We start from the raw sequence: 24,703 nt of genomic DNA, 5'->3' as shown, positions 1-24,703 counted from the left end.
CTCAGCTTCGGGCGGGGCGGTCCGGACTTCGCACGTGTGCGGCCGACTACTTGCCGATGACGGCGAGGACGTCGCGCGAGCTGAGCACGAGGTACTCCTCGCCGTTGTAGTTGAACTCGGTGCCGCCGTACTTGCTGAACAGCACGGTGTCGCCCTCGTTGATGCCGGTCGGGACCCGGTTGCCCTGCTCGGTCACGCGGCCCTCGCCCACGGCGACGACGGTGCCGGTCTGCGGCTTCTCCTTGGCGGTGTCCGGAATGACCAGGCCCGACGCGGTGGTGGTCTCGGCCTCGGTGGCCTTGACCAGGATCTTGTCGTCAAGCGGCTTGATGTTCACGCTTGCCACAGTTCGCCTCCATGTATGGATGTTCGGTGTCATGTTGTCTGGCCCGAAAGTCACAGCCGTCGTCGCGGGTGCCGGCGTCACCTTGTGTGCGCGGGGTGTCCCGCACACACGAACCACTTAGCACTCTACCCATGGGAGTGCTAGCACTTCAAGGGCGGGACTGACTGCGCGCGGCATGGACCGCACCGACCGCGAGGAGGCCCACCCCGACCACGAGGAACGCGGCGACGCGGACGGCGCCGTCGAGGGCGGCCAGGTCGAAGAGGAAGAGCTTGGCGACGGCCCCGCCGATCATCGTCGGCCCCGCCACGGTCGACACCGTTCCTCGCGGCGTGCGGCGCTGCAGCAGCAGGTAGGCGCCGGTCGCCATCCACGCGACGGTCGCGATGCCGTGGCCCCACAGCATCCCCTCGGTACCGCCCAGCGCGGAGCCGAGATTGGCCAGCAGCGCGGTCGCGGCTCCGAGGGCCGCCCCGCCGCCGGTCACGCCGATCACCGCACGGGCCTCCGTGGGCACCAGCGGCAGCAGGCGCCACACGGCCGAGACGGCGAGGGCCACCGCGAGGGCCGATGTCGCGATCGCCGCCGCGCTCCCCGACGCCGGCGCGACGGGGTCGAGGCGGGTCACCGTCGAGCCGAACCGGCCCAGCGCCACGAGCAGCCCCACTGCGCCGAGCCCGACGCCCGCCCAGCAGGCCGACGGTTCGCGGCGGGCCGCCACGAGCGCGCCGGCGCCGAGACCCAGGACGACGGCGGCGAGCCACGGACCGGGCACGGCGACGACGGACCCGATGAGGGCGGAGAACGCCGCGACGCCGAACCACGTGCCGCGCACCGACGGTGCGGTGCCGGGCAGGAGGCCGAGCGCGACGGTCGATGCGACCAGCGCGAGGGCGGCGACCGCCGCGGCCCAGTCGGGCGCGCCGATCTCGGCGAAGAGCACCGGCAGCGCCGCGACGATGCCGGCGGAGACGAGCGGCCAGCACCGTCCGGCCCGAGCGGCGGGGTCCGCGGCGGCGAGCAGCCCGACGACCGCGGCGAGCACCGCGCCGCCGAGGACGGGCAGGGAGTCGGCCGTTCCGGCCGCGAGGGCGAGGACCGCGAAGGTGCCGGACGTGCCGACCGAGCGCACGACGTGCAGCCACGGCCACGCCGCGGGTCGGGCGACGCCGATCGAGGCGATGGCGAGGATGAGGACGAATCCGCCGAGCAGGTAGGCGTTGTCGGCGAGCGGCGGCGCGAGCACGTAGATCGGGGCGAAGAGCGCGATCCCGAGCCATTGACTGCGCCAGCGCGAGGCCAGGGCGAGCCCGGCGAGCGCGATCAGGCCGGAGCCCGCGAGGCCGGCGACCGGGTGGACCCAGTGGTAGATCCCCGTGACGGCGACGACGTCGAGGTAGGCGGCGGCGATGCCGGTCGCGGCGAGCGCGGCGGCGCCGAGGCGCCCACCGGGCCGCGCGTGCAGCCAGAGGGCGGCCCCGAGCAGTCCTCCTGCGAGCGCGGTCCCGAGACCGACCCGGACCGCGGGCCCGAGGAGCCCCGCCTGAGCGGCGAGCACGAGGAGCAGAGCGACGCCGATGAGGGTGACCAGCACGCCGGCCCCGGCGAGCACGCGGGCCACTGTGAAGGCGGCCTTCCGGTCCGGGCGGTTCGGCGCGGGCACCGGGCTGAAGGACGCGGGCGCGAAGGGGGCCCGCCGGACGTTCGCCGGATGGAAGGGTGTCGGGGCGGGTGGCGCGGGCCGGGGGTGCGGCGCGGGAACCCGCGGAGCCGGACGGTGCGCGGCGGGGCGGTGCGCCTGTGAGATGAGCACGGGCCCGACGGACGGCTGCTGCAGCGCGCCGAGCTGGCCCTGCATCCACTGCAGCCGCTTGACGGTGATGTCGAGTTCGGTGGCGAGCCGGACGATCCGGGGATCTGTCTGCGCGATGATCTGAGGCATACCCCTACGCTGCCGCGCCGGGATGCGGCGCGGCAGCGTAGGACTACTCAGTCCCGGGCGGTACTTCCCACCTCGGGGCCTCGAACGTCGGCCGGGACCTCCGGGCCGGGGACCGGCGCACCGTCGGACCTGCCCGGGCGGGCCAGGGCGAGGACCGATACCGTGCCGGCGAGGCCGACGAGCGTGAGCCCGACGACGACGGCGATCGCGGTGGTCATGCCCGGCAGCAGGTGGCCGGGCAGCGCCTCGGTCCCGGCGCTGGTGGTGATCGCGGTGACGACGGCCATCATCACGGCGCCGCCGACCTGGATGAAGGTGTTGAGCAGGCCGGACGCAAGGCCCTGCTCGTCGTCGGAGACTCCCTCGGTGGCTTGCGAGTTCACCGCCGGGAAGGTGAGGGCGAAGCCCACGCCGAGCAGCAGGATCGTCGGGAACAGGAACAGCCAGTAGCTGGCCCCCGCCTCGGCCCGGAGGAACCAGACGTACGCGCCGAGGAACGCGGTCAGGCCGACGGCGACGAGGACGGTGCTGTTCACGCGGTCGAGCACCGCGTCGATCTTGGTCGCCGACGCGACCACGAGCAGTCCCGCGGGAAGGAACGCCAACGACATGGCGACGGGGCTCCAGCCCAGCGAGTCCTGGACGTACAGCGTGACCAGGAACTGGAAGGCGGCGTACCCGCCGAACATGACGAAACCGGCGAGGTTGGCGTGCACGAGCCGGACCGACTTGAGGATCGCGAGCCGCACCAGCGGATGCGGGTGCTTGACCTCGGTCACGACGAATGCCACGGCGAGCAGTGCGGACACGGCGAACAGGATGAGTACGGTCGGCGAGGCCCAGCCCAGGTGGGGCGCCTGGACCACCGTGTACACGAGGATGAGCAGGGCTCCGGTCGAGGTCAGCGCACCGGCCACGTCGAACCGCTTGAGGGAGAAGGTCTCCGACGGTGCCGTGTGCGGGATGACCTTCCAGCCCAGGACGAGTAGCGCGAGGGCGATCGGGCCGGGGAAGAGCAGGGTCAGGCGGTACGAGACCTCGGTGAGCAGGCCGCCGAAGACGAGGCCCAGTGAGAAGCCCGAAGCGCCGCAGACGGTGTAGATCGAGAAGGCCTTGTTGCGCGCGGGGCCCTCGGCGAAGGTCGTGGTGATGATCGACAGCCCGGCGGGGACGGTGAACGCCGCGGCGACGCCCTTGATGAAGCGCAGCGCGATGAGGGCCGCGGGGAGGTCGATGAATGCCGTCGCCACGGAGGCGACGCCGAAGACCGCGACGGCGCCGAGGAAGACGGGCCGACGGCCGATGAGGTCGGCGGCGCGCCCGCCGAGGAGCAGCAGGCCGCCGTAGCCGAGCACGTAGCCGGAGACGATCCACTGCAGCGAGGACGGGTCCATGCCGAGCGCGGCCTTGATGGACGGCAGTGCCACGCCGACCATCGAGATGTCGAGGGAGTCGAGGAACAGCGCCCCGCAGAGCACGAGCAGCAGGAGCCAGGTCTTGGAGGTCCAGCCGCCGGCGGTGGTGACGTGGTGCGCGGGTGCGGGTTCCGGGTTCGACGGTGCTGTCGGGGGTTCGTGTGTCGTGGTCACCCGAGGAACTCTATGCGCATGCATTGAATGTGTCTACATATATTTCGGGGGAATATTTTGCGGGCGTCCGGTGTAGACTGCGGACATGAGCGTCAAAGGCGACGTCGTGACCGTCCACGCGAACACCTGCACCCCCGCGGACGACGCGTTGGCGGAGCAGTGGCACCGGCTGATGCGCGACTACGCGCGCATGACCTGCGCGCTGGACCGCGCGCTGGGGGCACACGAGCTGACCTCGTCGGAGTTCGAGGTCCTCGAGCAGCTGGTCCGCGCCCGCACAGCCGATGGCGGCAAGGTCCGCATGTCGGATCTGGCCGAGCACGTGCACCTGTCGCAGTCCGCACTGTCCCGGCTGGTCGCGCGCCTGGAGAAGGACGGGCTGGCCGTGCGCAGCATGTGCGAGAGCGACCGGCGGTCCGTCTTCACCACGATCACCGACAGCGGCCGCGAGCGCTACGACGCGGCTCGGCCGACGCAGCGCGCCGTGCTGCGCGCCGAGTCGGCCGAGTGCGAGATGCGCGAGTACCTGTGCGGCGACGAGGCCTGATCAGCCGGCCAGTGCGGCGACCGCCCGATCGATGAGGTCCGCGATCTCCCGCGGGTGCGAGGCCAGGGAGGCGTGACTCGCCTCGAGCTCGATCACCTCACGCGCTCCCATGCGCTCGGCCATGCGGCGCTCGTTGTCCGGGTGGATCATCCGGTCCTGCGTGGACACCTGATACCAACTGGGCCGGTGCCGCCAGGCCGGATCCGTGACGGCGTCACCGAAGGTCGACCCCAGCGGCGCCTTCTGGGTCACGGCCATCACCAACGCGGCGTCCTCGTCGAGATCCTGGGCGAAGCTGTCGCGGAACCGGTCCTGCGCGATCCACAGGTAGCCGTCGGAGTCGGGTGCGATCGCGTCGAACGCCGCGGGCGGATGCTGCTCGGTGATCGCGCCGGGGCTCTCGCCCGCGTCGGGGGCGAACGCGGCGATGTACACCAGCCCCACGACATCGGGATGGTTCCCGGCCTCGGTGATCACCGCGCCGCCGTAGGAGTGTCCGACGAGCAGGACGGGCCCCCGCACCTGGGCCACCATCCGCCGAGTGCGCTCCGCATCGTCGGCGAGTGAGGTGAGCGGGTTCTCCACCGCTCGCAGCTCGGGGTAGCCGCGCCGCCGCAACTCGACGATGAGCTCACCCCAGTGGGCCGCACCGCCCCAGAATCCGTGGACCAGGACGATCGTGGGCTTCTCCGTCATCGCTCGTGACCTTTCGTGTGCTGTGACCTATCCTTGCCCTGTCCACGCTAGAAGGATGCGGAGTCAATTCCCATGCCTGATTCACCCTCTTTCTTTGCCGATCGTCCCGATGATCCGCCGGACGCGCTGAGCGTGCTCCTGCGCGCGGTGCGTCTGCGCGGCGGTCGCGTCCGGCGCGGGAGCGCGACCGTACCGGTCGTGCTGCGCGTCGCGGACCGCCGGGTCGCGCATCTCGCCGTCTCCCCCGGCATGGCGGTGCACGTCGGCGGTACGACGGTGCCGCTCGCCCCGTCCGACATGGCCCTCCTGCCGCGCGGCGACGAGCACGTACTGTCCGGGCCGGCGGGCGCCGAATGGGTGACCGGCGAGTTCACGGCGGACCATGTCGTCGCCGACGCCGTGCTCGCCGTGCTCCCGCCCGTCATCCACTGCGCCGGCGCCGCACCGGACGCGCAGTGGCTGCGCACCAGCCTGGAACTGTTGCTCCGCGAGACCGATTCACCGAGCCCGGGGAGCGATGTGATGGCGGCGCGGATCCTCGACCTGCTGTTCATCCACGCCCTGCGTCGATGGGCGGCCGAGGCCGAAGCCGCACCCGGATGGCTCACCGCGGCGATGGATCCGAGGCTCGGTCCCGTGCTCACGGCGGTGCACGATCATCCCGAACACCCCTGGAGCATCGACGAACTCGCGCGCGTCGCCGCGCTGTCCCGGTCCGCGTTGGCGGCGCGGTTCACCCGCTTGCTCGGCGTGCCGCCGGCGGCGTACGTCACCGCGCAGCGGCTCGATCGAGCGGCGGAGCTACTGCGCGACACCGATTCTCCGGTGGGCGAGATCGGAGCCGCCGTCGGTTACGCCTCCGAGGCCGGGTTCAGCCGCGCCTTCCACCGACGCTTCGGGGCGCCACCGCTGCGCTGGCGCGGCACCGTCGGGTGAGGGGGCGGACACCGAATGCCAGCGGCCCCGGGCAATCAGGCGACGGGACCGTGGAAGTACCAGAGGTGCCCTTCGGGGTCGCGCACGCCGTACTCGCGCACACCGTAGGGCTGCGTCGTGGGTTCCTCGACGATGTCGGCGCCGCGCGCGACCGTACGCGCGTGGTGCGCGTCGGCGTCGTCCACCGAGATCACCGTCATGCTGCTCACGCCACCGAGTTGCCGGGGTGAGCGGTACCCCTCCCCCGTCGGGTGCAGCCAGATCGCGTGATCACCGGCCAGGAGCTCGCCGTGAACCGCAACGCCGTCCGGCAGCCGGACCAGCGGCCCCGGGGTCAGCCCGAAGGTCTCGGCGAGGTATGTGTGCGCCGCGGCCAGGTCCTCGTAGACCAGCAGCGTCGTGGTGTTCCGGGCGATCGGTTCCATCAGGGTCATCTCCTCCATGATCTCCAGCAGTGCCTGCGGGTGGACCTCGCCGCGTCCCAGTTGCCCCGTGATCGCCCGCAGCTCCGCCGCGAGCCGGGTGGCGGCTGCGACGGTCCTATCGGTGTCCGCGAGGTGCCGGGTCAGCATGGCCCCGAGGTCCCAGGTGGGGGCGTCGAGGAGTGAGCCGATCTCGGCGAGCCGGAAGCCCAGGCGCCGAAGCGCGAGGATCCGGTAGAGGCGCTCGATGTTCTCGACGCCGTACACCCGATGTCCGCCACCCGTCTGTCCGTCCGGGGTCAGCAGTCCGGTCTGGTCGTAGTACCGCAGAGTGCGGACCGTGACGCCGGTCCGCTCCGCGAGATCGCCGATCTTCCATCCGCCGCCGTGGGATTCCGCATGGTCGTCCATACCTCCGACGGTAGGACCTGACGTCGCGTCAGATGCAAGGGTCGGCGGCTACTCCGAGGCCTCGGCGACCTTCGGCTTCGGGATCATCAGGGCGATGACACCGGCCAGCAGCGCAGCGACCGCGGCGACCACGAAGATCGTCTCGAACGCGCCCTGCGTGGGGATGACGTGCCCGGCCATCGTCACCGACTTCGACGAGATGATCGCGGCGGCGACCGCGGAGCAGATCGTGGTGCCCAGCGAGCGCATCAACGCGTTCAGGCCGATCGCGGCGCCCGTCTCGCTCTGCGGGACCGAGGTCATGATGATCGTCGGCATGGCGGCGTAGGCGATCGCGACGCCGACGGTGCCGACGATCGACGCGAGCGAGAGCTTCCAGGCCGCGTCCATCAAGAAGAAGGCGAGCACGTAGCCGGCGGCCACGACGAAGGCGCCGATCGCAAGGGTGACCGCGGGACCGACCTTCTTGATGAGGATGCTCGACACGGGCGCGAAGATCATCATCATGATGCCACCGGGCATCATCCAGAGGCCCGCCTCGAGCATGCTCTTGCCGAGCCCGAAGCCGGTGGCCGTGGGGAACTCCATGATCTGCGGCACGCACAGCATCATCGCCATCATGCCGAAGCCGATGGTCACGGTCGCGATGTTGGTGATCAGCACGCGCGGCCGCGCGGACGTACGCAGGTCGACGAGCGGATCCGCGTGGCGCAGTTCGAAGAATCCCCACGCGACGAGCACGGCGAGGCCGCCGATCAGCAGCCCGAGGGTCGAGCCCGAGGTCCAGCCCCAGTCGTTGCCCTTGGTGACGGCCACGAGGGTGGCGACGAGGCCGACGGCCAGACCGATCGAGCCGATGACGTCGATGCGCCCACCGACACCGGGGGCACCGTCGGGCAGGACGAACAGGACGGCGGCGAGGATGAGCCCGGCGAGCACCGTCGAGACCCAGAACAGCATGTGCCAGTCGTAGGTCTGCGCGATCCACGCGGACAGCGGGAGGCCGATGGCGCCGCCGACGCCGAGGGTCGCGCTCATCGCGGCGACCGCGGTCGCGGTCATCGACGGCGGCGTGACCTCACGCATCATCGAGATGCCGACGGGGATGAAGGCCATCGCCAGGCCCTGCAGCACGCGGCCGACGAGCATGAGCACGAGCCCGGTGGACAGCGCCGCGGCGAGCGAGCCGGCGACGAGCAGTACGGCACTGAGCACCAGCACACGGCGCTTGCCGATCATGTCGGCGAGGCGTCCGCCGATCGGCATGGCGACGGCGGCCGCGAGCAGCGTGGCCGTGATGACCCACGAGGCATTGGCCGACGAGGTGTTGAGCAGCTGCGGCAGCTCGGGCTGGATCGGGATCACCAGCGACTGCATGAGCGCGGCGACCATGCCGCCGAAGCACAGGATGACGACGGTCACCAAGGGATGATTCCGGCGCGAGGCGCCGGGTGCGAGCGCACCGGAATCGCCCGGCGCAGTAACGGTGCTGGTCACGAGGACCGCCTCTCTGAAGACTGAACGAATGTGTGTAACATACATATCGTTGAACACTGCAACTGTATGCCCCGTGAGCATGCGGTGCAACACGGACATTCCGCCGTGCTGACAGAATCAGCGCACCGGTGCAGACCCGAGGGAGGACCCATGGACGACGCGGCCCGCAGGCTCGAGCGCGAGATCAACGCGCTCGGCCAGCACATGCGCGCGCGACCGCGGTCGATGGAACTGCACCTGGACCGCTCCGCCTACCACGTGCTGCTCCTCCTCGACTACACCGGCCCGCGCACCCTCAAGGAGATCGCCACCGAGCTCGAGCTCGAGCAGTCGACCGTGAACCGCCAGGTCAACAAGGCCATCGAGCACGGGCTGCTCGAGGCCGACGGCGCCGTCTCCGGTCCGAAACGCATCCGCCCGACGGCGGCGGGGCAGGCCGCGTACCTGCGCGACCGGGAGATCAAGCTGCGCGGAATCGGCGAGATCCTCGGCGACCTCGACGAGGCCGACCGCGAGGCCCTCATCGGCGGGCTGACCGCCCTGAACGCGGCGCTGGCGGCGCGCGCTACAGCTTCGTCCGGGTGACCGACAGCCCCGGATCGGTCGCGGCGCCGAGGTCGGTGGGCGTCGGGTCCGCGTCGATGACGTGTGCGCCGAGGGTCGCGATCATCACGCCGTTATCGGTGCACAATCGCGGCTTCGGGACGCGCAGCTCGATTCCCGCTGCGTCGCACCGCTCCTGAGCCAGCGACCGGATGCGGGAGTTCGCGGTGGCGCCGCCGCCCAGCACCATCGTATCCACGCCCGTGTCCTGCACCGCGCGGATCGCCTTGAAGGTCAACACGTCCGCGACCGCTTCTTGGAAGGAGGCGGCGATGTCCGACACGTTCAGCGCGCGGCCGGCGGCGTTCTCCGCCTCGACGTGCCGCGCGACGGCCGTCTTGAGCCCGCTGAACGAGAAGTCGTACCGCGCGTCCTGCTGCCGGGTCATGGCGCGCGGGAAACGGATGGCCTTCGGATCACCCTGGCGTGCGAGCTCGTCGATGACGGGCCCGCCCGGGTAGCCGAGCCCCAACAGCCGCGCGACCTTGTCGAAGGCCTCCCCCGCGGCATCGTCGACGGTGGTCCCCAGCTCGGCGATCGGGGCACCCAGGTCGGTAACGTGCAGGAGGTGGGTGTGGCCGCCCGACACGAGCAGCGCCACGCACGGCGGCATCGGGCCGTGTTCGAGGGTGTCGACGGCCACGTGCCCGCCGAGGTGGTTGAGGCCGTAGAAGGGGATGTCCCACGCCGCCGCATAGGCTTTCGCGGCGGCGACGCCCACGAGCAGCGCGCCGGCGAGGCCGGGGCCGATCGTGACGGCGAGGGCGTCCGGACGGTCGATGTTCGCGGCGGCCAGGGCACGGCGCATCGTCGGGACGACCGCCTCGAGGTGGGCGCGGGAAGCGACCTCGGGCACCACTCCCCCGTACCGGGCGTGCTCGTCCTGCGAGGATGCGACCTCGTCGGCGAGCAGTCGCGCCGTCTTCGACTCCGGATCCCAGTCGACGATGCCGACGCCCGTCTCGTCGCACGAGCTCTCGATGCCCATGACGATCATCGCTGTTCCTGCGCTTCCCGCTTCATCGTGTACGCATCCGCCCCGGAGGGACGGTAGTAGTTCTTCCGCACCCCGACGGTGACGAATCCGTTGCGCTCGTACAGGGTCCGGGCCGGATCGTTGTCGGTGCGAACCTCCAGGAAGACCGCGCCGCCGTGCCGGTCGGCCTCGTCGAGCAGGGTGCACAGCAGCGCGTAGCCCACCCCGCGCCCCTGGTACGCCGGGTCGACGCCGATGGTGAGGACCTCGGACTCCGGGAAGAAACTGTTGCCCAGCAGCCCGATCCCGGCGTAGCCGACCAGACGCCCGTCGTCCCGCGCGGCGAACAACCGGGTGTGCCGCTCGGGCACGAACGCCGAAGCGGGCCACGGGCTGTCGCCGTCGAACAGGATCGTCTCCAGTTCGGCGCACCGCTCGGCCTCGTCGGGACGCAGGGACCCGATCGCGATGTCAGGCACGCGCTGCCGTTTCGACGGCGTCGGGGCGACGCAGGTACAGCGGCACGAGGGCCTGCGGATCGGTACCGAACAGGGCCTCCGCGACGGCGACGAGGCTCGCCGGGTCGGGCGATCCCTCGACGATGCGGGCCCCGTCGGTGTTCAGCTCGGCGGGCTTGACGACCCCGGGACCCTCGACGCGGGCACCGTCGGAGTACCGGGCCCAGTAGACCTCTTTGCGGCGAGCGTCGGTCACGACGACCACGTCGCCCTCCTCGCCGTGCGCGATCGCGTCGAGGCTGCAGACACCGTGCACCGGGATGCCGAGGGCATCGCCGAACGCGGCGCCGGTGGCCATGCCCACGCGCAGGCCGGTGAACGGGCCGGGACCGCAGCCCACGACGACCGCGCCCAGGTCCTCCCGGCGGAGCCCCGCCTCCGCCAGACATTCGAGCAGGTACGGCACGAGGACCTCGGCGTGGCCGCGGGCGTGCACGCGATCGCGGCGGGCGAGGACGACGCCGGAATCGGTGTCGACGATGCCCACCGTGAGCGCCGGCGTGGCGGTGTCCAGGGCGAGCACGTGCATACCTGCAGGTTACCGCCTCGATGGCGTCGGACTCGAATCAGCGGGCGCAGGATCGGGCGTACCGCCGCGCCCCGCGGGCAGCATCATCGACCGGACGAACTGCGCGATCACGGCGCGGATCTCGGCCAGCGCGGAGTCCGGCTCGTCGGCGCGGGTGATGTACAGCGCGGATTCGTCGAGCATGCCGAGGATCACGTGGGCGAGAGGACGCGTGGGTTGCGGCGCCATGTGCCCCTTCCCGATCGCGTCCGCGACGAGCGCCTCGATCACCGCGAGCCCGTACTTCTCGCCGCGGGCGCGCCAGCCGTCCCACCCCAGCACGGCGGGCGCGTCGATCATCGTGATCCGCGTGATGCCGGGCGCCGCGATCGCCGCCATGTAGGTGTCGACCGCGAGCAGCATCGTCTCGACGGGATCCAGGTCGCCCGCCTCGAGGACCGCCCGCGCCGCCCCGCCGATCGTCTCCTCCTCCACCGCGTCGAAGACGGCCTCGAACAGTCCGCGCTTGTCGCCGAACTGGTGGTACAGCGCGCCGCGGGTCACGCCGGCACCGTCGACGATCGCCTGCGTACCCACGCCCGCGTAACCGTGCTCGGCGAACAGGTCGCGCGCGGCGGTGATCAGCGCGGCCCGGGTCGCGGCCGTCCGTTCGGCCTGCGTCCGGCGACCGGCCGGTTCCCCACCATTGACTTCCATACAGAGTGCACGTAACTTTCACACCGAGTGTTCGCAACTACGCTCAGACCTTAGCCGGACTTTCCGAAGGGTGTGCCATGCGGTGGTTCTACCTGGTCATGATGGTCGTCGGCACCGTGGTGCCGTGGGTCTTCTTCGGCGGATTCTTCGCCGCCGAGGGCCTCGACCTCCCCTTGTTCGTGACGAGCCTGTTCCGGGGCGGCGCTGCGGCCGGCTTCACCGCCGACGTCCTGCTCTCGATCGTCGTGTTCCTCGTGTGGTCGTCGACCGACGCACAGCGGGTCGGCGTCCGCCGCTGGTGGCTCGTGGTCCCGGCGACGTGCCTCGTCGGGTTGTCCCTGTCGCTGCCGCTGTACCTCTACCTGCGGGAGACCCGCGCCGGTCAGGGACTCGCCGGGCGCGCCTCTGCGGCACCGTCGGGGGTGGCGGCATGAGCCTCGCCTCGCTCCCGTCCGGCACCGTCGACTTCCAGGTGTACGGCCCCGAGACCACCGATCGACCGCCCGTCCTGTTCGTGCACGGCGTGCTCGTCGACATGCAGTTGTGGGACCGGGTGGCGGGCTCCCTCGGCGCAGCGGGGCACCGCTGCTGGTCGGCGACCTGGCCACTGGGCTCGCACCGGATCGCCTGCCCGGACGCCGTCACCGACGGTCCGCGCGGGGTCGCCCGGATGGTCGCCGACTTCATCGAGGACCGGGGCATCGAGGGCTGCACGCTGGTCGGCAACGACACGGGCGGCGCGATCTGCCAGTACCTGCTGCACGAACGTCCCGAGCTCGTCAGCCGGGTGGTGCTCACGGACTGCGACGCCTTCGACGTGTTTCCGCCGCAACCCTTCTCGGCCCTCTTCGCACTGCTCCGCCGCCGCCCGCTGCTGCAGCCGCTGATGGCGACGATGCGGGCTGTCGCCCTCCGGCACTCGCCGCTCGGATTCGGGCTGCTGCTCACCGAACCCGATCCGGAGCTCACGGCGTCATGGGTCCGTCCGGCACAGGTCGCGGCGAAGATCCGCGCGGACCTCGTGGCGCTGCTGCGAGCCATCGATCCGGCCGAGCTGGCCCGGATTACACCGACGATGCGCGACTTCCCCGGCCCCGTCACCCTCGTGTGGGGAACGGCGGACCGGTCCTTCACCCCCGCGCTGGGGCGGCGGCTCGCGGCCGCGTTCGGCGACGACCGGCCGGGCGGCGTCCGCTTCGTCGAGGTCGACGGTGCCCGCACCTTCGTCGCCCTCGACGCCCCGCAGGCCGTCGTGGACGCGATCGTCGACATCGCCGACATCGGCTGAGTCCGAGCCGGTCGAGCTCGACGGATTCCGTGAACCTGTCGGACGTCCGGCGCACTATGAAGGGCATGAGCGAGAACACCGATCCCCTTCCCGACTGGGCGCCGCTCGTCCGCGGCCTGCACGCCCGGTTCCGCACCCGCGACTTCGCCGCCGGCCTCGAGTTGGTCACGGCCTTCGCCGCCGAGGCGGAGGCCGCCAATCACCACCCCGACCTCACCTTGCGGTACGGCACCGTCGACGTGCTGCTGTACAGCCACGACGCGGGCGGCGTCACCGATCGCGATCATCGGCTCGCCGCACGATTCTCGGAGATCGCCCGCGATCGCTCGATCAGCGCGAGCCCCGGGGAGCTGTCGGTGGTCGAGCTCTGCCTCGACACCGCGGACGCCGCCGAGATCGCACCGTTCTGGTCGGCGCTCCTGGGCGCCGAGATCCAGGACGACGACGGCGATCTCGAGGTCCGCGCCCACGGCGCGGACGCGGTGCTGTGGTTCCAACGCACCGAGCCGCACGACGTACCGCGCCAGCGCTTCCACCTCGACGTGTGGGTCGACCCCCGCGAGGCCCGCGACCGCATCGACGCCGCGCTCGCGGCGGGTGGCCGGCTGGTGTCCGACGAACGCGCACCGTCGTTCTGGGTGCTCGCCGACACCCAGGGCAACCACGCCTGCATCTGCACCGTGGCGGGGCGTTAGACCCCGTCGCCGGTCGCGACGCAGCGAGCCGGATGACACCCGTCGAACGCGACAGGATGCTGAATTTCGACGCGGAACTCTACGACGAGGAGACGGGGCTGCCGACATGATCGTCGACACCTCCGCGGTCCTCGCGATGTTGGCGAACGAGCCGGACGCCCATCGCTATGCGCTGGCCGTCGCACTACATCCGGCTCGAATGTCCGCAGGCAACCACCTCGAAGCAGGAATAGTCGCGGACTCGATTCTCGATCCGGTCGTCGCACGACGCCTTGACGAGGTTCTCGCCGAGTCCGACATCGAGATCGAACCGGTTACCCGGCTCCACGCGACCCTCGCCCGCCAGGCCTACCGCGACTTCGGGCGTGGCAGCGGTCACCCCGCAAAACTCAACTTCGGCGACTGCTTCGCCCACGCGCTCGCCGTCGACTCCGGCTAACCCCTGCTCTGGAAGGGGGACGACTTCGGCCGCACGGGCATCGCGTCGGCGCTGCCCGACGAGAGCTAGGCCCCGTCGACCCATTCCCAGGTCACGGTGCGGACGTCGGTGCCCTCTGCCCGGCGCAGCCGGACCATGAGGTGCCGGTCCGCGAGGCGCTCCGCCACGCCCTCGCCCCACTCCACCACGACGACGCAGTCCTCGAGGTCGGTGTCGAGGTCGAGCGCGTCCAGTTCGTCGAGCCCGCCGAGGCGATAGGCGTCCACGTGGACCAGGCCGGGGCCGCCGGTCTCCCCGGGACGGTGCTCGCGGGCGATGATGAACGTGGGCGAGGAGACGCGACCGACGACGCCCAGGCCGGCGGCGATCCCGCGGGTCAGCGCCGTCTTGCCGACCCCGAGCGGACCGTCGAGGATGACGAGGTCACCGGCGGCGAGCTCCCCCGCCAGTTCCCGGCCGAGCGCCTCGGTGTCCTCGACCTCGGGCAGCACCCGCTCGAAGGAACTCACGATCCACTCACCCGCGCAACCAGTTCCGCGATCGCGCGCGCGACCCGCGGAGCGGATTCGAGGATCAGCATGTGCCCGGTGTCGGCGAGCACGACGAGCTCGCAGTCCAGTTCCTCGGCGAGCGCCTTCGATTTGCGCAACGGCGTCATCCAGTCGTGGTCGCCGCACACCACGGAGGTCTCGATCCGGCGCAGCACGGGCACGGCGCCGCGCTCGTCGTACTCCTCCAGCGCCGGCATGAATCCCGCGTACGTACCGAGCGGCGCGGACAGGCTCATCGTCGACGAGAAGTCCGTCATCGTCGCGCTCCGGTCGCCCGGGGCGTAGGCCCCCGCCGTGACGAAGGGGGTCGCGATGGGCTTGATCGCCTCGCGCCCCCGGCCGACCACGGTGGGCAGGAAACGGATCGCGGCGCGGACCACATCCAGCACGGGATTGCGCAGCGCCGCGGCCAGTCCCACGTCGGTGAGCGCGTGCGACGCGGTGCCCAGCAGGGACGCGCCCACCACCCTCGACCCGATCAACTCGGGATGCCCGGTGGCCAGCGCGCAGATCGCCATGCCACCCATGGAGTGTCCGGCGAGCACGACCGGGCCCTCGGGGACGAGAGTCCTGATGACGGTGGCGATGTCGTCGCCCAACAGCCCGACGGTGCTCTGCTCGGGCGTGCAGGACCCGGAGTCGCCGTGGCCGCGGCAGTCGGGGAAGACCATGCGGACGTCGTCACCCCAGCGGGACTGGAGTTCGTTGCGCACCAACACCCACGACCCGGTGCGGAGCGTGAAGCCGTGCACGAACACCACCGTCATCGACGCGGTCCGCGGGCCGACCTCCCGAACGTGCAACGGCACACCGTCGGAGCTCATGACGATCGACTCCCGATCCGACCGGAACACGAGATCGTCGGGCGCGATCGGATCCTCGCCGCCACCGCGCACGCCGAGTGCCCGTGCAGCGGCGGCGATCCCGGTGAGGGCGGCCACCGCGACGCCCGTGCTCAGGCCCGCGAGCAGCGCGGGACCGGGCAGGTGGATGCGCTCGGGGATGTGTACTCGCCCGCGGCCGTCGTCGTTCACAGCTCCCCCGTGTACGTCCGGACGGCGCGCCCACGCACGCCGGTGAGGACCTCGTAGTCGATGGTGCCCAGCTTCTCCGCCCAATCGGCGGCGCGGTCGGCGCCCGGCGCGTCACCGAACAGCACCGCCGTATCGCCCTCGGCGACCCCGCCACCGTCGGGACCGAGGTCGATCACGCACTGGTCCATGCAGACCCGGCCCACCTGCGGGAAGCGGCGGCCGCCGATCGCGACCTCGATGCGGCCGCTCAGCGGTCGCCACACGCCGTCGGCGTAGCCCGCCGGGATCAGGCCGACCACCGTGTCGTGCGGCGCGATCCAGCTGTGGCCGTAGCTGACCCCTTCCCCGGCGCGGATCCGCTTGATCAGGATCACCGGCGCGGCGAAGGTCATGACCGGCCGCAGACCGAAGTCCCTGCCGGGCACCGGGATCCCGCCGTACAGCGCGATGCCGGGGCGGACCAGGTCGAAGTGGAGGTCGGGACGGGTGAGGGCGGCCGCGGAGTTCGCGGCGTGCACCAGGTCGGGCGTCAGGCCGTGGGCGCGGGCATCGGCGACGATGGCCGCCAGCGCGTCGCGCTGCACGTCCAGGAAGGGATGCTCGGGTTCGTCGCCGTGCGCGAGGTGCGTGAACACGCCCTGCAGCCGGACGCGCCCCGCGCGCTCCGCGTCGACGAGGGCGTCCCGGGTGGCAGCCCACTCGGCCGGGGCGACGCCGTTGCGGTTCAGGCCCGTATCGACCTTGACGTGCACCATCGCCGGGCGGCCCACCGCGCGCGCGGCCTCGACCACCTTCGCCAGCTGCCGCGGCGAGCTCACCCCCAGCCGCACGTCGGCGTCGATCGCGCGCTCGTAGCCGCTGGTGCTGAGCCAGCTGAGCAGCGGCACCGTGACGCCGCCCTCGCGCAGTGCCACGGCCTCGTCGATGGTGGTCACGCCCAGCTCCGCGGCCCCGCCCGCGAGTGCCGCCCGCGCCACGGGCAGCGCGCCGTGACCGTAGGCGTCGGCCTTGAGCACGGCCATGAGCGCCGCTCCCGGCGCGTACGCGGCGACGGTCCGCGTGTTGTGCGCGAGCGCGCCCAGGTCGATCTGTGCGGTGAGTCCGTCCAGCCCGGACGCCGGGATCTGTGTGTTCATGGCGTCGTCAGCCTAGCGGCGCAGAAGTTCGCACAGCACGTCCGGCACGGCGGCGCTGATGGCGGACGCGTGGGTGGGGGCCCCGTCGGCGGCGCGGGCGGCGGCGAGGCCGTGCACCCGCGCTGCGCAGGCGGCCGCATCGAGCGGCCCGAGGCCGGACGCGAGGAGCTTGCCGATGATCCCCGTGAGCACGTCACCGGAGCCGGGCGTCGCGGCCCAGGACGACCCCGCGGTATCGACGACGACCCGGCCGTCGGGGCCCGCGACCACGGTGACGTGCCCCTTGAGCAGCACCGTCGCATCGAACTCCCGGGCCGCCTCGCGCGCCGCCGCGACCCGGTCGTTGCCGACCGGGCCGGCGAGCCGCGCGAACTCCCCCGCGTGCGGGGTGAGCACCGTCGGCGCGGTCCGGCCCGCGAGCAGCCCCGGATGCTCCGCGAGCAGGGTCAGGGCGTCGGCGTCGAGCACCGTCGGGAGGTCCAGGTCCAGGCCCCGGGCCAGACGGTCCGCCGCGGCACCGTCGACGCCCATCCCCGGACCGACCGCCCAGGCCTGCACCCGCCCGGCGGTGGCGAGGTCGTCGCTCGCGACCGCCTCGGGCCAGGCGGCGAGCACCGCATCCCGCGCAGTGCCCGCGTACCGGACCATGCCGGACGTGGCGCGGATCGCCGATCCCGTCGCGAGCACCGCGGCGCCCGGGTACGTCGCGCCGCCGGCGACGACGCCGAGCACGCCGAGGCTGTACTTGTCGTCGGCGGCGCCCGGCACCGGCCAGAGCGCGGCGACATCGGCATCGTCGAGGGACCGCAGGTCACCCGGGCCGAGGCTCAGGCCGATGTCGATCGACTCGACCCGACCGCACCGCGCCGGCGCCAGCGCGTGCACGGGCTTGAGCGCACCGAAGGCGACGGTGACGGCCGCCGTGACGGCCGGGCCGTGGACGATCCCGGTGCGCACGTCCACGCCGGACGGCGTGTCCGCCGCGACGATCGGGGCCTCGATCGCGTCCACGATCCGCGCGGCGTCCGGCCGGAGCGACCCGCGGCCGCTGATCCCGACGATGCCGTCGACCACCAGGTCCGGACGGTCCGGCGCCGTCGCGACGCGGCCACCGGCACGTCGGAAAGCGGCCAGCCCGGCGGGGTGCGCACGGTCCGGCGCGAGCAGGACGGCCTCGACGGCGACGCTGCGTCGCCGCAGGTAGGCGCCCGCGAACAGGGCGTCACCGCCGTTGTCGCCGGAGCCGACGAGCAGGGTCACCCGCCGGCCCGCGACACCGCCGGTGCGGGCCGCGAGCTCGGCCGCGCAGACCCGCGCCAGGCCGTACGCGGCGCGCCGCATCAGCGCACCGTCGGGCAGCGAGGCGAGCAGGGGCGCCTCCGCGGCCCGGACCGCGTCGGGAAGGTGATAGTGCCGCACGCCGCCACGGTACGGCAGATCGACTAACGTGAGGGCCGTGACGGATCCGAACAAGCTGGTGAAGCAGTTGCAGCGCCGCGGCCCCCACCGCGTGCTCAAGGGCGACCTCGGCGTGGCGGGCCTCCCCGGCGTGATCTACACGCCCGAGAGCGGCTCGAACCTCCCGGCGGTGGCGTTCGCGCACGACTGGGTGACGCCGGCGAAGCGGTACCGCAAGACGCTCGAGCACCTGGCCTCCTGGGGCATCGTGGTCGCGGCCCCCGACACCGAGCGCGGCGTGCTCGGCGCCGACGGACGGCTCGCGCTGGACCTGGGCACCGCGCTCGACGTGATCACCGAGGTGCGCCTGGGCACCGGCGACATCACGGTGAACCGCACCAAGCGGGGCGTCGTGGGCCACGGCTGGGGCACCGGTGCCGCGCTCATCGCCGCCGCCGCGGACAACCGCGTCGAGTCGGTGGCAGCCCTGTTCCCGGCCCCCACCTCGCCGCAGGCGGAGAAGGCCGCGGTCGGCACGAGCGCGAGCGCGCTGATCCTGGCCTCCGCCGGCGACGAGCATTCGATGACCTCCAACGCCGGCGTGCTGTCCCTGCGCTACGCGGGCCCGACGGAGCTGCGCATCGTCCCCGATGCGCAGGCCGGCGGCCTCGCCGAGGGCATCTCGCTGCGCGGAGCGCTGGGCGCGGGCGGGTCCGACAAGGCGACCCAACGGATCGTGCGCGCCCTGCTCACGGGGTTCCTGCTCGGCGGCCTCGCCGAGGTCAAGGAGTTCAAGGCGTTCGCCGAGCCCGGCGCGGACCTCGGCGACACCTCGTTCGTGTGGGACCCCGACGCGGAGCCCACCAAGCCCAGTGCCATGCAGCAGCTGCGCAGCCTGGTCTGAGGATCAGCCGCCGCTGAGCCAGGACGCGGGCCGGTCCGTCCGGGCGACCACCGCGATCGGTTCGGTGATCACCGCCGGTTCCGGCGCGACGCCCACGGCCCGCATCAGGTCCGACAACACGGTCTCGCGCGCCGCGATCCGCTGCGCGCGGGCATGGTCCTCGGCGTTCCACGCGGGTGTGCTCACGACGGCCTCCTAGGGGACGGTGACGGCGAATTCGGCTCCGCTGCCCTGCTGTTCGGCCGGTGGGCAGGGCTCTTCGGCGGCGCCCGACTGTGCGGGGTCCGGCCGCGCGGGATCCGGCTGTGCGGTGATCTTCGGATTCACCGGGGCAGGAGCGGGACTCGGTGTCGGCGACGCGGTCGCTCCCGTGCCGGCGCCCTCCCCGGTGCCGGTTCCGGCGCTCGGCGCAGCATTCGGGTTGGACGGTGCGCCGCCGTCCGTCGCGCCGGTGGGCGGAGCGGACGGCGTTCCGGCGGGAGTCGCCGCGGGGTTCGGTGTCGGTGTCGCGGAGGGCTTCTCGGCCGTACCCGGCTTGTCGGCAGTCGACTCGCCGGCGCCGGCCCTGGCCGCGGTCCCATCCCCGAGCGGCGTCAGCGTGCCGTCCTCTCCGACCTTCAGCGTGATCCTCTGCTCGGTGCCGTCCGGGCGCCTGGCAGTGATCTCGACGGTCTTGCCGTCCGGACTCAGGGTGGCGGTCACGGTGCGGCCCAGCGCATCCGTGCCGATCGCCTTCGCGCCGCCCTTCTCATCGGTGCCCTTGCCGGCCTTGTCCTCGTCCTGCCCCTTGCCGCCGGTCTTGTCGTTCGAGGCACCGTCGGCCTTGTCGAGGCCCAGCTTCTCGGTCAGCGTGGGCAGGAGCTTCGACAGCCAGGAGGGCATGCCCGTGTCGCCGGCCGACGGCGTGCCGCCGCTCGGCGTCGCACTCGACGGCGTGGTGGCGGACGGCGTTCCCGCGCCGCTCGTCGTCGGGTTCGAGGGGCTGCCGGACGACGGGGTCGCCTTCGAGGCGGTCGGCGTCGCGGTCGTGGGCGAGCTCGTGGTCGGGCCGGCCGACGACGGAGCCGCCGAGGAGGGCGATGTGGACGTCGGGGATGCGGTGGTCGGGCTCGAGCTCGACGGGGCGCCTCCCCCTCCCCCTCCCCCTCCGCCACCGCCTCCGGTGCCGGTGCCGGTGCCGGTCACCGGGGCCGGAGTGGTGGGCGAGCCCGGCGTCGGGGTGGACGTCGCGGAGATCGCGGTGAAGACCGGCGCGGGGAAGGCCGAGGAGTCGGCCCCTTTCGCCGCCGCCGGGACCGCGGCGTACGCCGCCCGGATGGACGTGCCCGCCGTGTCGTTGATCGCGTAGAACCTGGTCAGGTCCGCCTGCAGCTGCTGCTCGAAGGCGGCGACGACGGCGCGGTCCAGGTCGTTCGTTCCGCCGGGCACGATCTCGCGGCCCAGCACTCCCCGGGTGAGCGCGGCCGTGTCGACGGACGATACCGAGAACTCGGTGAGCGCTTTGATCTTGGTCGCGACCGCGGCGACCACGGCGCCCGGGATCGCCTCCGCGGCCTTCGCGGTGGCCTCGATCAGCGCGGCCGCGCTCGTGCTGCGGGTGTTCTGCGCGGCGAGGGTGGTGACCGCGGCTCGGCCCGCGTTGTCGGGCCAGGCCGCGTTCACGGAGTCCTTGGCGGCGCTCTGGTCGGTGATCGCCTGCGCGGCGGCCGTGGCCTGCGCCCGGAGCATCACAGCGTCCCCGCGCAGGGCAGCGAGGTCGATACCGCGCTCGCGGTCGTAGGTCCTGCACACGTCGCGGATCCAGTGCGGCCAGCGCCGGGTGGAGATGCGCCGCGCGATCTCGAGCATCAGCTTGAAGTACTGGAGGGGCTCCGCACCCGCGTCGAGCATCTGGTCGACGGTCTGCTCAGCCACCGGCGCCGGCCCCCGTGACCGCGGTGGCGGCACCGTCGTCCGTGCGGACGTGGGCGCTCGCGGAGTTCGTGAGGCCCGTCCCGCAGGCCGTGGCGCCCGCCTGCCAGGCGGCGGCCACCGTGGCGACCGTCCCCAGCGCCGCCGCGTAGGCCGCGCCGTCGGAGTGGTAGTTCCGCCCGAAATCCCCGGCCTCCGCTGTGAACCCGCGGATCCTGCCGGCGATCGTCCCGAGCGTCTCACCCACCGCCTGGTACCTGCCGCCCGCGGTGCGGATCGCCGCCGCATCGATCTTCGTGCCCATCGCGATCCCCCATCGCCCGCACAACCCCGTCATACATTGGACGCACCAGCAGGCGGATCGGTTCCGCGCGACCCCTCAGATCACGCCGGCCTGCCGCACGGCGTCGAGCAGTCCGGAGGGACGCCGATCCACGGGCAGAGGATCCACCTGCGCGAAGCCGCACCCGATCGCGCGGGAGGCACCGTCGGCCTCGTGGCTGTCGCCGACCATGAGGACCCGCTCCGGCACCAGCGCCAGCGCCTCGGCGGCGATGCGGAAGACCTCGAGGTCGGGCTTGGCGTGCCCCGCCTCGAAGGAGAGGACGAACTCGTCGACGAGGCCGTCGATCCCCTCCCGCTCGAAGGCCGGGCGGATGTCGTAGCCGATGTTGGACAGCACGCCCACCCGGAGGCCGGCGTCCCGGACCGCGCGCAGGACATCGGCGGTGTCGGGGTAGATCGTCCAGTTCAGCGGGTTCGAGAACTCGCCGTAGAGGCGCTCGCGATCGGCCTCGTCGGCGACGCCGGAGTGCTCGAGCACGTGCAGGTAGGCGCCCCGATGGTCCGCGGTCGAGAGGTCGCGGGCGTGCCAGGTGCGCAGCGCCTCGCCCTCCATCGGCACCGGGAGCCCGACGGGGACCGTCATCCGGTGCAGGAGCTCGCGCTGGGCGGCGTCGTCGAGCGGGCGCCCGTCGGCGGCGGCGAGGCCCGCGAACCACTGCGGGTCCGGCTCCAGCCGGAACAGGGTTCCCGAGAAGTCGAACAGCACACCCTCATAACCGGTCATACCCACACGGTACCGGTTATGAAAACGTTTCGATAGGCCCCGTCAGGAGATGAGACCGGCGAGACGCTCGGCGGTGCCCCGCGCGACCTCCTCGGTCGGCGCCTCGACCATGACCCTGACCAGCGGCTCCGTGCCCGACGGGCGCAGCAGGATACGGCCGGCCTCGCCCAGCGCGGCCTCCTCCGCGGCGAGCGCCGCGACCAGGTCCGACGAGGACATCGCCGCGGCCTTGTCGATCACCTTCACGTTCACCAGTACCTGCGGCAGGACGGTGAGCACCGACGCCAGCTCGGCCAGCGACGCACCGGTCTGCGCCATCCGCTCCATGATCTTGAGTCCGGTGAGGACACCGTCGCCCGTGGTGCCGAGCGCCGGAAGCACGACGTGCCCCGACTGCTCCCCACCCAGGGCGTAGCCGCCCGTACGCAGCTCCTCGAGCACGTAGCGGTCGCCCACGGCGGCCGTCCGCAGGGTGATGCCCGCGGCCTTCATCGCCAGGTGCAGGCCGAGGTTGCTCATCACGGTCGCGACCAGCGTGTGGTCGGTGAGCTCGCCGGCCTCGTCCATCGCGATGGCGAGGATCGCCATGATGGCGTCGCCGTCGATGGTCCGGCCGGCGGCGTCGATGGCGAGGCAGCGGTCCGCGTCGCCGTCGTGGCCGAGGCCCAGGTCGGCCTCGTGCGCGAGGACCGCCGCACGCAGGCCCTCCAGGTGCGTCGAGCCGCAGTCCCGATTGATGTTGAGCCCGTCGGGAGCGTCGTGGATGGCGATCACCTCGGCGCCCGCGTCGCGGTAGGCCTTGGCCGCCACCGTCGAGGCTGCGCCGTTGGCCGCGTCGACGACCACCTTCAGTCCGGCGAGCGAGACGTGCACCGCCGACTCGAGGTGCGCGACGTACCGGTCGACGGCGTCGAAGGCGCGCTTGACGCGGCCGATCGCGGCGCCCGTGGGGCGGGGCGGCGCGGGATCGTCGAGGGCCGCCTCGATGGCGTCCTCCTGCGCGTCCTCGAGCTTGTGCCCGCCGCGCGCGAAGAACTTGATGCCGTTGTCGGGCATGGGGTTGTGCGAGGCGGAGATCATCACGCCGAGCGCGGCGTCGTACTCGGCCACCAGGTGCGCGACCGCGGGCGTGGGCAGGACGCCCACGAGCAGGACGTCGACGCCGGCGCTGGTCAGGCCCGCGGAGACCGCCGCGGACAGCATCTCCGACGATGCCCTCGGGTCCCAGCCGACCACGGCGAAGGGCCGCGCTGCGCCCCTTCCGCCATTCGCCGGGTCGCGACGGCCGTTCGGCTCACCTTCAGCCGTGCCCCACCTCTCGTACGGCGCGCCCAGCACCGCCGCCGCGGCCGCGGACAGCCGCAGCGCCAGGTCGGCGGTCAGGTCCTTGTTGGCCAGGCCGCGCACACCGTCGGTCCCGAACAGACGCCCCATGGGTCACCTCACAAGTAGAGAAGAAGGGTGGAAACGAGACCAGGGCAGGCGCCCGCACGGATGCGGGTGCCTGCCCTGGTGAAAGCCTGCAATCAGCGCTTGCTGTACTGCGAAGCCTTGCGGGCCTTCTTCAGGCCGTACTTCTTGCGCTCGACGGCACGCGGGTCACGCGTGAGGAAGCCGGCGCGCTTGAGCGCGGGGCGATCCTCGGGCGAGACCTCGATCAGCGCGCGGGCGATGGCGAGGCGCAGTGCGCCCGCCTGGCCCGACGGGCCGCCACCGGTGAGGTTCGCGGCGATGTCGAAGGACTCGAGGCGCTCGACGGTGACCAGCGGCGACTTCACCAGCTGCTGGTGCAGCTTGTTGGGGAAGTAGTCCTCGATGGTGCGGCCGTTCAGCACGAAGTTGCCGGTGCCGGCGGTCAGGCGCACGCGGACGACGGCCTCCTTGCGGCGGCCGACGGTCTGGATGGGACGCTCGACGACCACGGGGCCACGGGGGGCGCGGGTCTCGGCAGCGGCCTCGGGGGTCTCGGAGGTGTACTCGTTCAGTACGACCTCGGCGTCGCCCTCGACGTTCTCGATGGTCTCGCTCACTGGGCCACCTGCTTGATCTCGTAGGGAACCGGCTGCTGCGCGGTGTGGGGGTGGTTCGGGCCGGCGTAGACCTTCAGCTTGCCGCCGATGGCGTTGCCCAGCTTGTTCTTGGGGATCATCCCCAGAACGGCCTTCTGCACCACGCGCTCCGGGTTCTTGGAGCCGAGCACCTCAGCCATCGTGCGCGAGCTGAGACCGCCCGGGAAGCCCGAGTGGCGGTAGTGCCGCTTGTCGGTGAGCTTGGCGCCCGAGAGGGCGACCTTCTCGGCGTTGATGATGATGACGTAGTCGCCGCCGTCCACGTTGGGGGCGAAGGTCGGCTTGTGCTTGCCGCGCAGCAGGGTTGCAGCTGCGACAGCGAGACGGCCGAGCACCACGTCAGAAGCGTCGATGACGTACCACTGCCGGGTCACGTCACCCGCCTTCGGGGTGTAAGTAGGCACAGGAGATCCTCTGCTCGATGGTTCGGTGCCGGTCCATGCGCGACGAGAGCACCCCCGGCGACCAACGGAGACCCGGGACTCGACTCCGCACAGCCAG

Annotated in this window: 29 protein-coding genes; 8 read left to right on the top strand and 21 right to left on the bottom strand. The window is 72.3% G+C overall.

The window, feature by feature from the left end:
• Positions 1 to 46: 46 nt before the first annotated feature.
• The 3 genes from groES to AXK61_RS14700 form a co-directional block, all read right to left on the bottom strand.
• Positions 47 to 346 carry a co-chaperone GroES gene (gene groES, locus AXK61_RS14710; RefSeq protein ID WP_068573370.1) on the bottom strand — a complete coding sequence of 100 codons (300 nt, stop codon included), beginning with the start codon at positions 344 to 346 and terminating at the stop codon, positions 47 to 49.
• 148 nt (positions 347 to 494) lie between these two features.
• Positions 495 to 2,288 carry a DUF2339 domain-containing protein gene (locus AXK61_RS14705; RefSeq protein ID WP_068573368.1) on the bottom strand — a complete coding sequence of 598 codons (1,794 nt, stop codon included), beginning with the start codon at positions 2,286 to 2,288 and terminating at the stop codon, positions 495 to 497.
• Between the two features lie 47 nt (positions 2,289 to 2,335).
• Positions 2,336 to 3,901, bottom strand: a complete 1,566-nt coding sequence (locus tag AXK61_RS14700; RefSeq protein ID WP_082778106.1) for an MFS transporter — start codon at positions 3,899 to 3,901, stop codon at positions 2,336 to 2,338.
• A gap of 61 nt (positions 3,902 to 3,962) precedes the next feature.
• Between AXK61_RS14700 and AXK61_RS14695 the strand changes: the two genes are divergently transcribed.
• On the top strand, positions 3,963 to 4,424 hold the full coding sequence (locus AXK61_RS14695; RefSeq protein ID WP_068746000.1) for a MarR family winged helix-turn-helix transcriptional regulator: 462 nt from the start codon (positions 3,963 to 3,965) through the stop codon (positions 4,422 to 4,424).
• On the opposite strand, the gene AXK61_RS14690 is transcribed toward AXK61_RS14695, so the two are convergent.
• A complete protein-coding gene (locus tag AXK61_RS14690; RefSeq protein ID WP_068573364.1) occupies positions 4,425 to 5,120 on the bottom strand; it encodes an alpha/beta hydrolase in 696 nt (231 codons plus the stop codon).
• A gap of 72 nt (positions 5,121 to 5,192) precedes the next feature.
• Here AXK61_RS14690 and AXK61_RS14685 point away from each other — a divergent pair, with 72 nt between their 5' ends.
• Positions 5,193 to 6,056, top strand: coding sequence for an AraC family transcriptional regulator (locus tag AXK61_RS14685; RefSeq protein ID WP_068745998.1), 864 nt, complete (start codon positions 5,193 to 5,195; stop codon positions 6,054 to 6,056).
• 35 nt (positions 6,057 to 6,091) lie between these two features.
• Here AXK61_RS14685 and AXK61_RS14680 read toward each other — a convergent pair whose 3' ends face one another.
• Together AXK61_RS14680 and AXK61_RS14675 are read right to left on the bottom strand one after the other, a co-directional pair.
• Positions 6,092 to 6,889 (bottom strand): MerR family transcriptional regulator, encoded by a 798-nt coding sequence (locus AXK61_RS14680; protein ID WP_068745996.1) that lies wholly within the window; start codon positions 6,887 to 6,889, stop codon positions 6,092 to 6,094.
• Between the two features lie 48 nt (positions 6,890 to 6,937).
• Positions 6,938 to 8,386: an MFS transporter gene (locus AXK61_RS14675; RefSeq protein ID WP_068745994.1), complete on the bottom strand. Its 1,449-nt coding sequence runs from the start codon at positions 8,384 to 8,386 to the stop codon at positions 6,938 to 6,940.
• 150 nt (positions 8,387 to 8,536) lie between these two features.
• Between AXK61_RS14675 and AXK61_RS14670 the strand changes: the two genes are divergently transcribed.
• The gene (locus AXK61_RS14670; protein ID WP_068573358.1) at positions 8,537 to 8,971 is read left to right on the top strand and encodes a MarR family winged helix-turn-helix transcriptional regulator; all 435 of its coding nucleotides are present in this window, start codon (positions 8,537 to 8,539) and stop codon (positions 8,969 to 8,971) included.
• On the opposite strand, the gene tsaD is transcribed toward AXK61_RS14670, so the two are convergent.
• Genes tsaD through AXK61_RS14650 form a run of 4 tightly spaced genes read right to left on the bottom strand, consistent with a single transcriptional unit; the run spans position 8,952 to position 11,708 of the window.
• Complete coding sequence (gene tsaD / locus AXK61_RS14665) at positions 8,952 to 9,986, bottom strand: tRNA (adenosine(37)-N6)-threonylcarbamoyltransferase complex transferase subunit TsaD (RefSeq protein ID WP_068745993.1); 1,035 nt, start codon at positions 9,984 to 9,986, stop codon at positions 8,952 to 8,954. The two genes, AXK61_RS14670 and tsaD, sit on opposite strands and share 20 nt — an antisense overlap.
• Positions 9,983 to 10,444 carry a ribosomal protein S18-alanine N-acetyltransferase gene (rimI, locus tag AXK61_RS14660; protein WP_068573355.1) on the bottom strand — a complete coding sequence of 154 codons (462 nt, stop codon included), beginning with the start codon at positions 10,442 to 10,444 and terminating at the stop codon, positions 9,983 to 9,985. The genes tsaD and rimI overlap by 4 nt, the downstream gene beginning before the upstream one ends.
• Complete coding sequence (gene tsaB / locus AXK61_RS14655) at positions 10,437 to 11,012, bottom strand: tRNA (adenosine(37)-N6)-threonylcarbamoyltransferase complex dimerization subunit type 1 TsaB (RefSeq protein WP_068745991.1); 576 nt, start codon at positions 11,010 to 11,012, stop codon at positions 10,437 to 10,439. Before tsaB ends, rimI begins: the two co-directional genes overlap by 8 nt.
• A gap of 9 nt (positions 11,013 to 11,021) precedes the next feature.
• Complete coding sequence (locus tag AXK61_RS14650) at positions 11,022 to 11,708, bottom strand: TetR/AcrR family transcriptional regulator (protein ID WP_068573351.1); 687 nt, start codon at positions 11,706 to 11,708, stop codon at positions 11,022 to 11,024.
• Between the two features lie 77 nt (positions 11,709 to 11,785).
• Between AXK61_RS14650 and AXK61_RS14645 the strand changes: the two genes are divergently transcribed.
• From AXK61_RS14645 to AXK61_RS14630, 4 genes are all read left to right on the top strand, one after another.
• Complete coding sequence (locus AXK61_RS14645; RefSeq protein WP_068573349.1) at positions 11,786 to 12,142, top strand: DUF2834 domain-containing protein; 357 nt, start codon at positions 11,786 to 11,788, stop codon at positions 12,140 to 12,142.
• Complete coding sequence (locus AXK61_RS14640) at positions 12,139 to 12,996, top strand: alpha/beta fold hydrolase (protein WP_068573347.1); 858 nt, start codon at positions 12,139 to 12,141, stop codon at positions 12,994 to 12,996. Before AXK61_RS14645 ends, AXK61_RS14640 begins: the two co-directional genes overlap by 4 nt.
• A gap of 65 nt (positions 12,997 to 13,061) precedes the next feature.
• Complete coding sequence (locus AXK61_RS14635) at positions 13,062 to 13,691, top strand: VOC family protein (RefSeq protein WP_068746041.1); 630 nt, start codon at positions 13,062 to 13,064, stop codon at positions 13,689 to 13,691.
• A 106-nt stretch (positions 13,692 to 13,797) separates the two neighbouring features.
• Positions 13,798 to 14,130 (top strand): type II toxin-antitoxin system VapC family toxin, encoded by a 333-nt coding sequence (locus AXK61_RS14630; RefSeq protein ID WP_068745989.1) that lies wholly within the window; start codon positions 13,798 to 13,800, stop codon positions 14,128 to 14,130.
• 65 nt (positions 14,131 to 14,195) lie between these two features.
• Here AXK61_RS14630 and tsaE read toward each other — a convergent pair whose 3' ends face one another.
• The 4 genes from tsaE to AXK61_RS14610 are packed head-to-tail and all read right to left on the bottom strand — an operon-like array spanning position 14,196 to position 18,270.
• Positions 14,196 to 14,639 (bottom strand): tRNA (adenosine(37)-N6)-threonylcarbamoyltransferase complex ATPase subunit type 1 TsaE, encoded by a 444-nt coding sequence (gene tsaE / locus AXK61_RS14625; protein ID WP_231855554.1) that lies wholly within the window; start codon positions 14,637 to 14,639, stop codon positions 14,196 to 14,198.
• Entirely contained in the window at positions 14,636 to 15,715 is a 1,080-nt protein-coding gene (locus AXK61_RS14620; protein WP_082778103.1) for an alpha/beta fold hydrolase, read from the bottom strand. Before AXK61_RS14620 ends, tsaE begins: the two co-directional genes overlap by 4 nt.
• Entirely contained in the window at positions 15,712 to 16,851 is a 1,140-nt protein-coding gene (gene alr / locus AXK61_RS14615; protein ID WP_068573343.1) for an alanine racemase, read from the bottom strand. The genes AXK61_RS14620 and alr overlap by 4 nt, the downstream gene beginning before the upstream one ends.
• A gap of 12 nt (positions 16,852 to 16,863) precedes the next feature.
• On the bottom strand, positions 16,864 to 18,270 hold the full coding sequence (locus AXK61_RS14610) for an NAD(P)H-hydrate dehydratase (protein ID WP_068573341.1): 1,407 nt from the start codon (positions 18,268 to 18,270) through the stop codon (positions 16,864 to 16,866).
• Between the two features lie 37 nt (positions 18,271 to 18,307).
• On the opposite strand from AXK61_RS14610, the gene AXK61_RS14605 reads away from it, so the two are divergent.
• Positions 18,308 to 19,153, top strand: a complete 846-nt coding sequence (locus AXK61_RS14605; RefSeq protein WP_068745987.1) for a dienelactone hydrolase family protein — start codon at positions 18,308 to 18,310, stop codon at positions 19,151 to 19,153.
• Positions 19,154 to 19,156: 3 nt separating this feature from the next.
• Here AXK61_RS14605 and AXK61_RS25015 read toward each other — a convergent pair whose 3' ends face one another.
• The 7 genes from AXK61_RS25015 to rplM all read right to left on the bottom strand — a co-directional run bounded on the left by AXK61_RS25015 (position 19,157) and on the right by rplM (position 24,606).
• Positions 19,157 to 19,339 carry a hypothetical protein gene (locus AXK61_RS25015; RefSeq protein WP_068573337.1) on the bottom strand — a complete coding sequence of 61 codons (183 nt, stop codon included), beginning with the start codon at positions 19,337 to 19,339 and terminating at the stop codon, positions 19,157 to 19,159.
• A gap of 9 nt (positions 19,340 to 19,348) precedes the next feature.
• The gene (locus tag AXK61_RS14595) at positions 19,349 to 21,067 is read right to left on the bottom strand and encodes a hypothetical protein (RefSeq protein WP_068745985.1); all 1,719 of its coding nucleotides are present in this window, start codon (positions 21,065 to 21,067) and stop codon (positions 19,349 to 19,351) included.
• Positions 21,060 to 21,368, bottom strand: a complete 309-nt coding sequence (locus AXK61_RS14590; protein ID WP_068745983.1) for a hypothetical protein — start codon at positions 21,366 to 21,368, stop codon at positions 21,060 to 21,062. The genes AXK61_RS14595 and AXK61_RS14590 overlap by 8 nt, the downstream gene beginning before the upstream one ends.
• Positions 21,369 to 21,443: 75 nt before the next feature.
• Positions 21,444 to 22,133 carry an HAD family hydrolase gene (locus AXK61_RS14585; RefSeq protein WP_068745981.1) on the bottom strand — a complete coding sequence of 230 codons (690 nt, stop codon included), beginning with the start codon at positions 22,131 to 22,133 and terminating at the stop codon, positions 21,444 to 21,446.
• Between the two features lie 42 nt (positions 22,134 to 22,175).
• Entirely contained in the window at positions 22,176 to 23,567 is a 1,392-nt protein-coding gene (gene glmM, locus AXK61_RS14580; protein WP_068573329.1) for a phosphoglucosamine mutase, read from the bottom strand.
• Positions 23,568 to 23,659: 92 nt separating this feature from the next.
• Positions 23,660 to 24,163: a 30S ribosomal protein S9 gene (gene rpsI / locus AXK61_RS14575; protein WP_068573327.1), complete on the bottom strand. Its 504-nt coding sequence runs from the start codon at positions 24,161 to 24,163 to the stop codon at positions 23,660 to 23,662.
• Positions 24,160 to 24,606 (bottom strand): 50S ribosomal protein L13, encoded by a 447-nt coding sequence (gene rplM, locus AXK61_RS14570; protein ID WP_068573325.1) that lies wholly within the window; start codon positions 24,604 to 24,606, stop codon positions 24,160 to 24,162. The genes rpsI and rplM overlap by 4 nt, the downstream gene beginning before the upstream one ends.
• Positions 24,607 to 24,703 lie beyond the last annotated feature (97 nt).

Origin of the sequence: Tsukamurella pseudospumae, from assembly GCF_001575205.1 — a bacterium.
In the GTDB taxonomy this organism is placed as follows: domain Bacteria; phylum Actinomycetota; class Actinomycetes; order Mycobacteriales; family Mycobacteriaceae; genus Tsukamurella; species Tsukamurella pseudospumae.
This window is presented reverse-complemented; position numbering and strand designations above follow the sequence as displayed.

Bases quoted from the DNA above. Each gene is read 5' to 3' on its own strand.
- AXK61_RS14705 (WP_068573368.1), bottom strand. From the start codon at position 2,288: ATGCCTCAGATCATCGCGCAGACAGATCCCCGGATCGTCCGGCTCGCC.
- AXK61_RS14700 (WP_082778106.1), bottom strand. From the start codon at position 3,901: ATGCATGCGCATAGAGTTCCTCGGGTGACCACGACACACGAACCCCCG.
- AXK61_RS14695 (WP_068746000.1), top strand. From the start codon at position 3,963: ATGAGCGTCAAAGGCGACGTCGTGACCGTCCACGCGAACACCTGCACC.
- AXK61_RS14690 (WP_068573364.1), bottom strand. From the start codon at position 5,120: ATGACGGAGAAGCCCACGATCGTCCTGGTCCACGGATTCTGGGGCGGT.
- AXK61_RS14685 (WP_068745998.1), top strand. From the start codon at position 5,193: ATGCCTGATTCACCCTCTTTCTTTGCCGATCGTCCCGATGATCCGCCG.
- AXK61_RS14680 (WP_068745996.1), bottom strand. From the start codon at position 6,889: ATGGACGACCATGCGGAATCCCACGGCGGCGGATGGAAGATCGGCGAT.
- AXK61_RS14670 (WP_068573358.1), top strand. From the start codon at position 8,537: ATGGACGACGCGGCCCGCAGGCTCGAGCGCGAGATCAACGCGCTCGGC.
- tsaD (WP_068745993.1), bottom strand. From the start codon at position 9,986: ATGATCGTCATGGGCATCGAGAGCTCGTGCGACGAGACGGGCGTCGGC.
- tsaB (WP_068745991.1), bottom strand. From the start codon at position 11,012: ATGCACGTGCTCGCCCTGGACACCGCCACGCCGGCGCTCACGGTGGGC.
- AXK61_RS14650 (WP_068573351.1), bottom strand. From the start codon at position 11,708: ATGGAAGTCAATGGTGGGGAACCGGCCGGTCGCCGGACGCAGGCCGAA.
- AXK61_RS14645 (WP_068573349.1), top strand. From the start codon at position 11,786: ATGCGGTGGTTCTACCTGGTCATGATGGTCGTCGGCACCGTGGTGCCG.
- AXK61_RS14640 (WP_068573347.1), top strand. From the start codon at position 12,139: ATGAGCCTCGCCTCGCTCCCGTCCGGCACCGTCGACTTCCAGGTGTAC.
- AXK61_RS14635 (WP_068746041.1), top strand. From the start codon at position 13,062: ATGAGCGAGAACACCGATCCCCTTCCCGACTGGGCGCCGCTCGTCCGC.
- AXK61_RS14630 (WP_068745989.1), top strand. From the start codon at position 13,798: ATGATCGTCGACACCTCCGCGGTCCTCGCGATGTTGGCGAACGAGCCG.
- alr (WP_068573343.1), bottom strand. From the start codon at position 16,851: ATGAACACACAGATCCCGGCGTCCGGGCTGGACGGACTCACCGCACAG.
- AXK61_RS14590 (WP_068745983.1), bottom strand. From the start codon at position 21,368: ATGGGCACGAAGATCGATGCGGCGGCGATCCGCACCGCGGGCGGCAGG.
- AXK61_RS14585 (WP_068745981.1), bottom strand. From the start codon at position 22,133: ATGACCGGTTATGAGGGTGTGCTGTTCGACTTCTCGGGAACCCTGTTC.
- glmM (WP_068573329.1), bottom strand. From the start codon at position 23,567: ATGGGGCGTCTGTTCGGGACCGACGGTGTGCGCGGCCTGGCCAACAAG.